The organism is Nitrospirota bacterium, assembly GCA_016178585.1.
Taxonomy (GTDB): domain Bacteria; phylum Nitrospirota; class Nitrospiria; order JACQBW01; family JACQBW01; genus JACOTA01.
Map to the genome: position 1 here is coordinate 1 of JACOTA010000073.1, position 12370 is coordinate 12370.

Below are 12370 nucleotides of genomic sequence, written 5' to 3' on the forward strand. Positions count from 1 at the left end.
ATTCACGCTATCAAATATCAACGACCGGCCATCATGAAGAACCTTCAATCCATTCTCGGGATCTTTTGGCCTTCTGACCGGCTTGCAGTTTCATTCACCACGTAACTTTTTACGAGACCATCATAACTGGACTGTCCCACCTAAGTGCTTGCGGTCTCGGAGATGCCTACACGGCTACATTTGTTTACGACGCCGCAGAATACTACGCACCAGAAGATCCATTTGAGGGCTACGAGCCCGACAACAATGAACCGTGAGTTGCTCGCTAACACGCTTTACACGGACGTGCAAAAGCGGCGTTTCGCTCTATTTTTGCACGCCGGTGAGCTCAATCGTTATTAGAAAAGGGGTCACCCATTAACAGTGGATGTCAATAGGGAAAAAACATCCCCCCCTCCCTGTTTTAATATTTTTTACAGAGCAAAATGCTTTGAATACTCCTTTAATTGCGCGTCGGACCAAGCTTACGTATTCCGGACTTGACTCTTCCCAATTATTCATGGCCTATCGCATATTAAATATCGGACTTTTTACAAGACCGCGTAAAGGGTAAACGAGGGGTCTGGTGCGCGCCGCAGGACGAGAAAATAGGGACATGAATAACATTTAATATGAGTCAATTTACGTGTAAACTAAAAGTTGTCCATTCATTGCTTTTAGTTTAATAAAGGAGGATAATTAAACTTCAGGCTTCTCCCTATTGCCCTTCGTTTCTTGTCGAACTCAAATGAGCCATACATCTTTTAAGTAAGAGAAGGAGGATCCAACATGGAAACTCTCACACCATTTGGCGCGTTGATGCTCCAGAATGAGTTAAATTTATTAAAGACGATTGTCGGTATTGGTTTTTTTGGGTGGATGATGTTAATGCTGGTACAGGTCGTCTGGTTGGATGAAATCCCTTCAGAACAGAAGGATTCACCTCAAAAGCCAAAAGAAGAATACCGGCGGCAAGATTTTCTTAAGGCAGCCTAAGACAGCAACCTTTTATTTGACAGGTTGGCAAACTCTGTTATCTTTAGAATATGGAAGATTTTAATCCAATTTTAAAGAAAATAGAGCAAAAACTGGGTCAGTTTTTAGATTCTGGAGATTTTCGGAAACTCATGGGCCTTTTGGCCAGTCAGGGCGTTTGGTTGGACATAACCCTGCAGCCCGGAGGTCCGGGTGTCCTCGGCGGCGGTGAACCTTTAACCCTGGCCAGTCCTTTGAAAGAGGAAATTTTAGATAGGGCCGAGCGTTGGGGAAAGGATTACGACTTCAGCTTTTTAAAGGCCAACCGGATCAAGACTAAAAAAGAAAACAAGTAGCTATCTTTTAATGAGGGATTCTCCCGTCATGTCAGATGGTTTTGGAATTCCCATGATTTCTAAAACCGTCGGGGCGATGTCGGCCAGCACACCTCTTTCTCTTAAGGGATAAGAGGTATCCGAAATGAGAATAAAGGGAACCGGGAAGGTCGTATGGGCCGTATGCGGTTCTCCTGTCTGATAATCTTCCATTTGTTCTAAATTTCCATGATCGGCGGTAATCATAACCGTTCCATGATGATTTTTCACCGTCGTGATAATTTCCTCCAAACAGCGATCAATGGTTTCCGCTGCCTTAATGGCTGCCGGCAGGGAGCCGGTGTGCCCCACCATATCAGGATTGGCCAAATTTAGAACAATAAATTGAAATTTTTCGGTTTTAATCTGGGCGATGAGCGTTCCGGTAACCTCTGGCGCGCTCATCTGGGGTTTTAAATCATAGGTCGGGACATCTTTGGGAGATTGAATTAAAATCCGTTCTTCACCGGGATAGACCTTCTCTTTTCCGCCGTTAAAAAAATAGGTGACATGCGCATATTTTTCGGTCTCGGCGATCCTCAATTGTTTCATTCCAAGCTGGCTGATGAGTTCTCCGAGTAAGTTATTAAGAGAGTAGGGCGAAAAAGCGCACGGGAGATTAAAGGTCTCATCATACTGGGTCATGGTTACGAATTGGGCAAGGTCAGGGGCTTTTTTTCGTGGAAAAGCGTTAAACGGGTTTGAGGTAAATGCCTGAGTGAGTTCCCGCGCCCGGTCGGCCCTAAAATTGAAGAAAATGATTCCATCGCCATCTTCGACAGGGCCGACAGGATTTTTTTCGCGGGTGATAACGATTGGGTTTAAAAATTCGTCCGTTTTTCCGGCCTGATAGCTTTGTTTTATTGCCTCAAGGGGAGAGGAAACGCCGGCTCCAGCGCCCAAAACGATAGCGTCATAGGCTTTTTGAACCCGATCCCAACGCTTATCCCGATCCATTGCATAATACCGGCCTGAAACCGTTGCAATCTGTCCCACCTGCTGTTTTTTCATAAAATCGATAAGGTGTTGAATAAAGGCGAGGCTGCTTTTAGGCTGAGTATCTCTTCCATCTAAAAAGGCGTGAACAAAGATCTTCTCCAATCCAGTTTTTTTTGCCATTTCCAATAAAGCAAACAAATGTTGGATATGGCTGTGAACGCCGCCGTCGGAAACAAGCCCCATGAGGTGAAGCGCTTTTTGCCCCTGCTTGAGCTGTTCCATGACGGAAAGGAACGCCTTATTTTTAAAAAAAGATTTGTCGGAGATCGATTTGTTTATCCGCATTAAATCCTGATAAACGACACGGCCGGCTCCGATGTTGAGATGACCGACTTCGGAATTTCCCATTTGGCCATTGGGCAAGCCGACAGATTCACCCGATGTCATGATGAGACAATTTGGAAAGTCTTTTAATAAAGATTTATAAAAAGGGAGCCTGGCCTGTTCAACCGCATTTGAAGCGGGATTGGGGTTGATGCCCCAACCGTCTAAAATAATCAGTAAAACCGGAGTGTTTTGGACCATGGGAGGGGGGACCCGTTAACTCTTTACTTCAATAAGAGGATTTCCAGAGTAGGTCGTTTCTTCGAGAATCGGGGAGGCGGTATAGGAGTTCCAATGTCCACAACGATGGCAACGCCCCGACCAATCATGGGTGTGATAGTCGCAAACCGGACAATAATAAGGAACTTTAACGGATTCTTTAAGATGAAGCGCCCTCTTAAAGGCTTCTACGGCCTGTCTCAGGTTTCCTTTTCTGGAATAAATCAACCCTAAAAGTTTGTGCAAATCGGGAAAACGGCCTTCGTGGTTTTCGATTAAAACCAGCAGGTTATAGGCGTCATCAATCATTTCAAGCCGATAATAAAGTTTTCCTAAATAAAATTTGTTCAAAACATTGTCAGGATCGCGCCTGACAATGTTTTGATAAAAACTGATAATCTTTGCCGGTTGCCCCATTTCAAGGTAAAGGTCTTCAATTCGAAAGAGGAGAATATGATTTCCGTTTAAAAGAAAGGCTTTTTCCCAAAATTCTCCCGCTTCCTCGATTTTGTCCTCGTTAATTAAAACCTCTCCCAGGCCAATGTAAGCCGGTAAAAAGTTTTTATCAAGTTTGAAAGCGCTTTTAAAATATTTTTTTGCCTGATCCAGGTCTCCGTTTTCAAGAAAGTTTTTACCGACCTCATATTTGAGGCCGAGAAATAGCTCCTGGCTTTCTTTGATTCCCTGGGGAGAATAAATAAAATTGTTTTTTATGATTTTTTCCTGAATATGATGAGCCTCTTCCCAGCGTCCCAGCAAAATTAAAATGTCCCGTAACTTATTCAGGGCATTCAGATCAGTTTCTTCAATGGCCAGGGCCTCTTTGAGCGATTGGATGGCCTCCTCATATCGGCCGGCTTCCTCATAGTCTTTAGCGAGGGCATAAAGAATCTCCCTGTTTTTTTCGTCTGAACTTTTTGCCTTTTTGTGAAGACGGATGGCCTCGCTGAAGTTTTTTTCAATTCGATAACCGTTTCCAAGACAAAGAAGCGAGTCGGTATGATTGGGTTTTAAAACCAGGATTTTTTGGAACAGGCCAATGGCTTGTTTGTTTTTCTTGGAGAGAAACGTATTGACCGCCTCGGTGTACATTTCCTGAATTTTCGATTCTTTTTTCTGCTGGCGGGAAAATTTCCAGTTTAAAAATAAATTTTTCGTTTCGCGGATGCCGGCCGAAAAAATGACAAAAAGCCCTCCAAACGCGATAGAAAACAGCACCAATCCGGCCACAGAAATGTCTATCGATGTGTTTTGGGATAAATGAAGGGTCAGATGAGAAGGATTGACAAAATCAATATAAGCCAAACCAAGCATCAAGAAGACAAAAATGACGATAAAAAGACGCATGAATTCCTTCTCTACCTTCAGGCTATTTTAACATAGCTTTTTTAATGTGAAGCACTCTTTCTTCAAGATCGATTTTGGGTGAGTCTCCCCACAGCCCGTCTAAATTGTAGAAGTCGCGGGCGTCCTTTCTGAAGAGGTGAATGATCACATCTCCATAATCCATAAGGATCCAGTGAGAGACCTTTTCACCTTCAATGCCGGGCGGGTGAAACCCCTCTTTCCCAAGTTGTTTTTCAATTTCTTCGGCAATTGCGTTCAGTTGGGTTTGAGAATCTGCAGTACAGATAACGAAATAGTCGGCGATGAAAGTGACTTTTTTAACCGCGTAAATCACCACCTCTTCGGCTTTTTTATTAAGCGCAGACCTTGCTGAAAGTAAAGCCTTTTCTTTGGTCGATATCGTTATGGCCGTTATGACAAATCCTTTACCTTTGATTAAAAAATCTTTTTTTTAATTATAAAAGATTTTACGTGTTCGGGCAAGAGATTATTTCCTAACCGACCGGTGAGCTTAAGCGTTTGTCTGATCTCTGAGGAGGAAATGGGCCTGGGGTTGATATGGAGGAGAATCAGGGTCGGAAATTCATTTAAATGGACGTCGAGCCGGTTGATCCGTTGGTCGTCAAGCCGGGCGAGATTTTCAACAGAAGATCCCTTAAAAAAAGGGAGCCGGACCAGGTGAGCAAATTGGTAACCCGGTCTTGAAACAACGATGAAATGCACCGTTTGAAGGAGAAAGGGCGAATCTTTCCAGGATTCAATTTCCATAAAGGCATCCAATCCGATAATAAAAAAAAACTCATTTAACGGATGGCTTTTTTTTAACGCTCTAACCGTATCGATCGAATAGGATTTTTCGGCTCGTTTGATTTCAAAATCTGAAATTTTAAAAAAAGGGTAGTCTGAAATTGCCATTTCAACCATTTTAAACCGATCGGCGGGAGAGGCTAAATCTTCATCGATTTTATGAGGCGGGATGCCGGCAGGAATAAATAAAATTTCATCAAGGCCCGTTTTTGAACGGACTTCTAAAGCAAGATGAAGATGTCCCAGATGAATGGGATTAAAGGTCCCTCCCAAAATGCCGATCTTCATTTAAAAACCTTTATCAACAGCCAAGATTCATTCTCTGATTTGGCCTGTACCAAGGACAACAAACTTCATGGAGGTCAACTCTTTTAACCCCATCGGTCCCCTGGCGTGAATTCGGGTGGTGCTGATGCCTATTTCCGCACCCAGGCCAAATTGATACCCGTCATTTAGCCGGGTCGAGGCGTTAATTAAAACGGCCGAGGCATCAACTTCGTTTAGAAAGCGAAGTCCTTTTGAATAGTTTTCCGTAATGATCGATTCGGTATGGCGCGAACCATATTTTTCAATATGGTTTATGGCTTCTTCCATCGTTTGAACGACCCTTATAGAGAGCGTGAGGTCCAGATATTCCGTATGATAATCTGATTCGGCAGCCGGTTTTACAAATTTTCCGTATTTTTGGGTTTCAGCGCATCCTCTTAATTCCACCCCCCGTTGGTTGAGTTTTTCCAGCAAATCTGGAAAAATCAAAGGGGCGATTTTTTGATGAACCAGCAGCGTTTCCATAGCGTTACAGGTCCCGGGCCGTTGAACTTTAGCGTTGATGGCGATTTTTTTGGCCATTTCCAAATCGGCCGCCTCATCAATATAAACATGGCATAACCCTTTGTCGTGCTTAATGACCGGAATCCGGGAGTTTTCTGTGACCGCTTTAATTAAAGCCTCTCCTCCCCGGGGAATGACCAGGTCGACATAAGCGTCCAATTTTAACAAGTCCGTGGTGACCGACCGGTCAGTTCGATTGATAAAGGTTACAGCCCCCTCAGCGACGCCAAACATTTTCAACGCTTCTGAAAAAAGGTCAACCAGCTTCTCGTTGGAATGAAGCGCTTCGGAGCCCCCTTTTAAGATCACTCCGTTTCCCGATTTTAAACAGAGGCTTGCGGAATCTACCGTAACGTTGGGCCTCGACTCGTAAATAATAGCGATGACGCCAATCGGCACTCTCATCCGTCCCACCTGCATGCCGTTCGGCCGTTTTTCCAGTTGAAGAACTTCACCCACGGGGTCGGGAAGGGCTGCAACCTCCCTCAATCCGGCGGCCATTTCTTCAATTCTTTTTTTGTTTAAGGTTAACCGTTCAATTTTCGCAGGCTCGAGCTTTTGAACCCGGGCATTGTTCAGATCTTTTTGATTTTCTTTAAGAATCTCTTTCTCATGCTTCAAGAGTAGATCGGCCATGGTTAAAAGGACATTGTTTTTTACGTTTGTGCTTAAAATGGCCACTTCCCTGGCGGCATTTTTCGCTTTTTGGCAAAGCGCTTGGAGATAGGCTTGATTTGTCATTTATTACTCTCCATTGTTCCCACGCCCCACACTCGCCCCGGCAAAGCCGGTGGTTCGCTTTCCAGCGAGCAAAGCGAGCGAGAGGGGGAGGCTCAATCCGGCTTTGCCGGTTGAGGGGGCGACGCAAGCCCCTATTATAGTATGACGAGGTTGTTTCGGTGAATAACCTCGTCAGAGAATTTATAGCCTAACACTTTTTCAATTTGGGTTGTTTTAATTCCTTTAATTTGATTAATTTCAGGGGTCGGGTAATTCACCAGTCCTTTGGCAATTTCCTTTCCATTTGGATCAATGCAGGTTACGGCATCGCCTGCCATAAAAATTCCTTTCACTGAAGTAATTCCTGAGGGAAGAAGGCTCTTCCCTTTTTGTACGAGGGCGGTTGCCGCGCCTTCATCCAGATAAAGCTCCCCCTTTGATCGGATTGAAAAAGCAATCCAATGTTTCCGGCTGTTGAGTTTTTCTCCTTTGACCCGAAAAAGGGTTCCTACAGCTTCACCGCCAAAAGCGAGAGAAAGGATGCCGGGATGGGTTCCATTTAAAAGAAGGGTAGGGACGCCATACGCCCCCACTTTTTTTGCCGCCTCTATTTTTGAACGCATTCCGCCGGTACCTTCCAGCGTTCCGCTTCCTAAGGCGCTTTTTTCAATTTTCTCAGAGATTTCATCAACTTCAGAAAGTAGTTCAGCGTGGGGGTTTGTTCGGGGATCCGCTGTAAAGAGGCCGTCAACATCCGTCAGAATAATCAAAAGCTGTCCGTCAATCAGATTAGTCACCAGAGCGGCCAGGTGGTCATTGTCTCCGAATTTAATTTCATCGATTGAAACCGTATCATTTTCGTTAACGATCGGGATGACCTTATGGTCAAAAAGGGTGAAAAAGGTGTTCCGGGAATTTAAAAAACGTTTTCGGTCGGCCAGGTCTTCTCCGGTAAGTAAAATCTGGGCCACATGAAGGTTATGTTCTTTAAAGGTTTTTTCGTACAGCCACATCAATTGACTCTGCCCTACGGCGGCGGCGGCCTGTTTTAAAGGGATTGTTTTCGGCCGTTCTTTTAAACCAAGTTTTTCCATTCCCGCCAAAATGGCGCCGGACGAAACCAGGACAATCTCGAATCCCTTTTCTTTAAGATGGAAGATTTCATTTGCCAGGCGCTCAATTCTCGATTTGTTCAAGCCGGCCCCTTTAGACGCGATAATCCGGCTGCCGATCTTAATGACCACCCGTTTTACATTTTTAAATACATCTGTCCGTCTGTTCATTTTAAACAAGTCATTTTTCAGGTTTAAGTGGATTGGCTTTCCAGCAGTTCAGGACGCCGGATTTGATCAACTTTGCTTCCAAGGGATTTAATCAGAGGTTCCAGGCCGGTATGAGCCGCCGCGGAGAACGCAAAGAAATCGTATTGATGGGTTTTACAAAACTTTTGTAGTTTTTTTAGCTTTTCACCAGACCCCTGAATATCAACTTTGGAGGCTCCCACAACGAATGGTTTCAAACTTAAATCTTTGTGATAGAGGTCAAGCTCGTTTCGAATGGTCTTAAAGCTCTGAACCGGATCGTCATCGTTCATTTCAGAGATATCGATCAGATGGAGCAAAAGAGAGGTCCTTTCTACGTGCCGGAGAAATTGAAATCCGAGTCCCTTCCCTTCGTGAGCGCCTTCAATTAACCCGGGGATGTCCGCCACGACAAAGCTTTTACGATTCCCCCACGAAACCACCCCTAATTGCGGGGTAAGGGTGGTGAAAGGGTAATCTGCGATTCTGGGATGGGCAGAAGAAACAGCGGAAATAAAAGTTGATTTACCCGCATTCGGAAAGCCAACCAGGCCGACATCTGCCAGAAGCTTAAGCTCCAGCAAAAGCGTTTTTTCTTCACCCGGTTCTCCAGGTTCCGCGCGGGTGGGCGCCTGATGCGTCGGCGTTGCAAAATGGGCATTTCCCCGCCCCCCTCGCCCCCCTTTGGCGGCCAAAAAAGTTTCTCCCGGGACCACTAAATCGGCCAGTATTTCACCGGTATCAAAATCTTTTACCGTTGTTCCGACAGGAACCTGGATCATGACATCCGGAGAATTCTTGCCATACATTTTTTTCCCCTGACCATGTTCCGCGTGTTTTATGAAATAGTTTTGCTGGTACCTCAGGTCGATTAAGGTATTTAGATGGGGAGAAGCCGCCAGGACAAGACTTCCCCCTTTCCCTCCATCTCCTCCATCCGGGCCTCCCCGCGGAACAAATTTTTCACGCCGGAAGCTGGTACAGCCGTTTCCTCCATCTCCCGCTTTTAAATAAATTTTAACTTGATCAATAAATTGCATATGCGCCAGTTTATCATTAAAAGAAAGGTCTCTACAACCCTTCTTTGAAAACCCTGTTTTTGAAAACTCTGGTATTTAAACGTCGAACGGGGGCTTTTCGAAAGCGGAATTAATTTTAACCCTGAACCTCCGGGCTTGTCCGGGAGGAGGTTTTGCGGCATTTCAGGATTTGCCATTCAGGCCGGCTGATTCCGTAGACATGGAGCGTATACAACCGGCTTTCTTTAAACAACGGCTCTTCAACCGTTTTTATTTTTTTCATTCCCGATCTAATCAATACCTTCTCAGACGCAAAATTATCAGGCTGACACTTTCCTTCGATCCACTCCATTTTCCCCCGGTCAAACCAGGCGTCGATAAAAGCGGAACAAGCCTCGGTCATCAAGCCCTGATTGCGAAAAAGTTTATCAATCGAAAAACCGATTGTCCCGGTTTTTTCCTGAGGGTCCCATTTAAAAAATCCGATGATCCCTATTTTTTTATGGAGTTCCTTGAGCGTCACTTTATAGTTAGATGGCGGATTAGGGGAGGTATAAAATAAGAGCCGATGAACCGCTGTTTCCTGGAGTTGAGCCTCTGAACGCCAGGGGAAAAAAGGCGTTAAACAGGAGCTTAAAAGAGCTCTGGGGTCATCATCGTTAATTAATTCCAGATAAAGACGGGGGGTTTCTAGGCGAGAGATAATCCGGGTCATGGTCCTGATCCGTCGATAAGGGCCCATCTGCCTCCGAGCTGGCTTTGGAAGCGTTTTAACAGCGGACATAAGATGTTTTTAATAACATTAGCTTCGCTGCGAAACCGCTCGCGAGCAAGCTTTGTCGCACCTGGGCCCTTCTCAATGGCCAGGTTTTTCGGGGGCTTCACTCCCGTTAGACTAAGATTTTTTACGCTTGGGCAGAAGGGGCGGGGTAAACGCTCACAAACTTTCTTTTGTTTGATTTAGTTTCAAATTTGATCTGGCCATCAATCTTTGAAAAAAGAGTATCATCCCTGCCGATCCCTACGTTGGATCCGGGATGAAAGGCGGTTCCTCTTTGACGAACAATAATTGAACCGGCCGTGACAAATTCTCCCCCAAAACGTTTTACACCCAACCGCTGGGAATTACTGTCGCGTCCATTTTTTGATGAGCCGACCCCTTTTTTATGTGCCATTTGATTTCCTTTATTCTAACCGTCGATGGGGGATCATTTGCCCTGTTCATGTGGCTTGCGATCCACCTTCTGAACGGTCAGGGTTCACTATACCGTAATGTCTTTAATCTTGACCCGGGTAAAAGACTGGCGGTGTCCTCTTGTCCTGCGATAGTTTTTCCGCCTTTTTTTCTTAAAGATCAGAATTTTCCGGGATCTATCCTGTAAAACAATTTCAGCGGTCACTTTGGCATTCCCGACCAGAGGATTTCCTACCTTTATCTCTTGATTATCCAAATGAAGAAGGGCGACCTGAGTCAATTCTACCGTATCCCCAAGGTTTCCTTCGATTTTTTCCAGGTCCACCGTGGCGCCTGGCGTGACCTGATATTGCTTTCCGCCATTTTTAATAATTGCGTATGACATCTTTCCCTCCGCTAAAACGATAAAATTTAGCATAAGTTGGTGCCATCCGTCAATTGTTTTTTTACCAGGTTTTTTTGAATTCTTCTGGATTAAATCCTACCGTCACCTTTTTTCCATCTGTTACAATAGGTCTCTTAATCAAACGCCCTTCCTCGCTGAGCATTTTGATGACCTCGTTTTCAGAAAGGGTTTTAACCCGTTCCTTCATGTTTTTTTCACGGTATTGAACGCCGCTTCTATTTAAAAAGTCGGTATAAGGCCTGCCGCTCTTTTGGATTAAGGTTTTTAGGTCTGAAAAAGAGGGGGGAGAGGTGGTAATATCGATTTCTTCCAGTTGATGTTTTTTCTGAGCAAGAAGTTTTCTGGCTTTAACACAACTCTGGCATTTTGCGTAATGATAAATTTTAAGCATCCTGGATACTCCCTTTTTTCGATTCGAGCGTTAACAGTTTTAGGTGCACAGGCGGTTAAGGTTTTCTTATCCTAAACCACTTTTTCAGGGTAAACAAGAGACTTTTTTATTTGTCGAAGGACTCGCATTATCGTCTTAAAAGTTCAAAAGCGCTCCTCCATTCTCTTTTTTAATCATTGAACCTGAGACCCTTTGGATGGAGGTAAGCGCTTCAGGCCGGTGTCCTCCGGCGGGGGAGGGAGAAGGCCCCTGTTGTTAAGGTTTTTCAGGAAAAAGCTGAGAGGCCGGTAATCTCTTCGCCGATGATCAGCGTATGAATATCATGGGTTCCTTCGTAGGTATAGACCGCTTCGAGGTTGCAAAGGTGGCGGGCAATCTGATGTTCATACATGATCCCGTTGGCCCCCAGAATGTCCCGGGCGGTCCGGGCAATCTGAAGGGCATGGAAGACGTTATTTCTCTTCCCCATTGAAATTTGAAAATGGTTTAACTTTTTTTGCTCTTTCAGCCTCCCCATTTTTAGAGAAAAGAGCTGTATCTTGGTAATTTCAGTCAGCATATCGACCAGCTTCTGCTGTACCAGCTGATAACCGGCAATCGGCCGGGCGAATTGCACCCGGGTTTTTGCAAAATTCAGAGCGGTTTCGTAACAGGCCATTGAGGCGCCGATGGCTCCCCAGGCAATGCCATATCGGGCCTGGTTGAGACATCGCAACGCGGTTTTAAGGCCGATGGCGCCGGGGAGAGCATTCGCTTCCGGCACCCGGACATCTTCCAGAATCAGCTCTGCCGTATCCGACGCCCGAAGCGAGAATTTTCCGGTAATTTTATTTTGATGGAATCCCGGCGTTCCTTTTTCAATCAGAAACCCGCGGATCACCTCCTGGTCGTCTCTGGCCCAGATCAGGGCCAGATCGGCAATCGATCCGTTGGTAATCCACATTTTTGTCCCATTTAGGATAAACGTTGAATGGTCACGTCTGGCACGGGTCACCAGCCCCTCCGGGTTTGACCCGAAATCGGGTTCTGTCAATCCAAAGCAGCCGATTGCTTTTCCCTGGGCCATTTTCGGGAGCCAGCGCTCTTTTTGCGTTTCGGATCCATATTCCGCGATTGGCCACATCACCAGATTGGATTGAACCGAAACAAAACTTCTCAGCCCGCTGTCTCCCCGCTCCAACTCCTGGCTGATCAAACCCGAAGCGACGCTGTTTAACCCTGCGCCTCTATACCGGGGGTCAAGGGAGGCTCCCAGAAGGTTAAGACTCCCCATCTGAGAGATAAGGTGAAGAGGAAAAGTGCCGGCCTCAAAGTGGCGTGCCATCTCCGGGATGACCTCTTTTGAAACCCATGCCCGGATCTCGTTCCGGATCATTCGCTCTTCTTCGGTCAGTTCGTCATCAAGACTTAAGAAATCAACCCCTCGAAAAGTCATGACCCCCCATTGAGGATTGTTTATTTATTGTAGAATATCGATTTTCAA

General features: G+C 45.4%; 14 protein-coding genes. 2 read left to right on the forward strand and 12 right to left on the reverse strand.

The genetic code is table 11. The annotated features are described in order from the left end of the window. The first annotated feature begins 768 nt into the window (after positions 1 to 768). On the forward strand, positions 769 to 975 hold the full coding sequence (locus HYR79_11425) for a hypothetical protein (GenBank protein ID MBI1822308.1): 207 nt from the start codon (positions 769 to 771) through the stop codon (positions 973 to 975). 50 nt (positions 976 to 1025) lie between these two features. Continuing rightward, the gene (locus HYR79_11430; GenBank protein ID MBI1822309.1) at positions 1026 to 1310 is read left to right on the forward strand and encodes a hypothetical protein; all 285 of its coding nucleotides are present in this window, start codon (positions 1026 to 1028) and stop codon (positions 1308 to 1310) included. Here the strand turns inward: HYR79_11430 and HYR79_11435 are convergent, their stop codons facing one another. The 12 genes from HYR79_11435 to HYR79_11490 all read right to left on the reverse strand — a co-directional run bounded on the left by HYR79_11435 (position 1311) and on the right by HYR79_11490 (position 12322). Then, the gene (locus tag HYR79_11435) at positions 1311 to 2852 is read right to left on the reverse strand and encodes a 2,3-bisphosphoglycerate-independent phosphoglycerate mutase (GenBank protein MBI1822310.1); all 1542 of its coding nucleotides are present in this window, start codon (positions 2850 to 2852) and stop codon (positions 1311 to 1313) included. A gap of 15 nt (positions 2853 to 2867) precedes the next feature. Continuing rightward, complete coding sequence (locus HYR79_11440; protein ID MBI1822311.1) at positions 2868 to 4217, reverse strand: tetratricopeptide repeat protein; 1350 nt, start codon at positions 4215 to 4217, stop codon at positions 2868 to 2870. Between the two features lie 22 nt (positions 4218 to 4239). After that, complete coding sequence (gene rsfS, locus HYR79_11445) at positions 4240 to 4551, reverse strand: ribosome silencing factor (protein MBI1822312.1); 312 nt, start codon at positions 4549 to 4551, stop codon at positions 4240 to 4242. Positions 4552 to 4652: 101 nt separating this feature from the next. Further along, positions 4653 to 5312, reverse strand: coding sequence for a nicotinate (nicotinamide) nucleotide adenylyltransferase (gene nadD, locus HYR79_11450; protein MBI1822313.1), 660 nt, complete (start codon positions 5310 to 5312; stop codon positions 4653 to 4655). Positions 5313 to 5339: 27 nt separating this feature from the next. Next, positions 5340 to 6596 carry a glutamate-5-semialdehyde dehydrogenase gene (locus HYR79_11455; GenBank protein MBI1822314.1) on the reverse strand — a complete coding sequence of 419 codons (1257 nt, stop codon included), beginning with the start codon at positions 6594 to 6596 and terminating at the stop codon, positions 5340 to 5342. A gap of 134 nt (positions 6597 to 6730) precedes the next feature. After that, complete coding sequence (proB, locus tag HYR79_11460) at positions 6731 to 7858, reverse strand: glutamate 5-kinase (protein MBI1822315.1); 1128 nt, start codon at positions 7856 to 7858, stop codon at positions 6731 to 6733. Between the two features lie 23 nt (positions 7859 to 7881). Continuing rightward, entirely contained in the window at positions 7882 to 8916 is a 1035-nt protein-coding gene (gene obgE / locus HYR79_11465) for a GTPase ObgE (GenBank protein ID MBI1822316.1), read from the reverse strand. Positions 8917 to 9031: 115 nt separating this feature from the next. Then, the gene (locus tag HYR79_11470; protein ID MBI1822317.1) at positions 9032 to 9637 is read right to left on the reverse strand and encodes a GNAT family N-acetyltransferase; all 606 of its coding nucleotides are present in this window, start codon (positions 9635 to 9637) and stop codon (positions 9032 to 9034) included. Between the two features lie 163 nt (positions 9638 to 9800). After that, entirely contained in the window at positions 9801 to 10070 is a 270-nt protein-coding gene (gene rpmA / locus HYR79_11475; protein ID MBI1822318.1) for a 50S ribosomal protein L27, read from the reverse strand. Positions 10071 to 10157: 87 nt separating this feature from the next. Beyond that, positions 10158 to 10475, reverse strand: coding sequence for a 50S ribosomal protein L21 (gene rplU / locus HYR79_11480; GenBank protein ID MBI1822319.1), 318 nt, complete (start codon positions 10473 to 10475; stop codon positions 10158 to 10160). Between the two features lie 61 nt (positions 10476 to 10536). Then, entirely contained in the window at positions 10537 to 10887 is a 351-nt protein-coding gene (locus HYR79_11485; protein ID MBI1822320.1) for a Spx/MgsR family RNA polymerase-binding regulatory protein, read from the reverse strand. Between the two features lie 265 nt (positions 10888 to 11152). Then, a complete protein-coding gene (locus HYR79_11490; protein ID MBI1822321.1) occupies positions 11153 to 12322 on the reverse strand; it encodes an acyl-CoA dehydrogenase family protein in 1170 nt (389 codons plus the stop codon). Between the last annotated feature and the right edge of the window lie 48 nt (positions 12323 to 12370).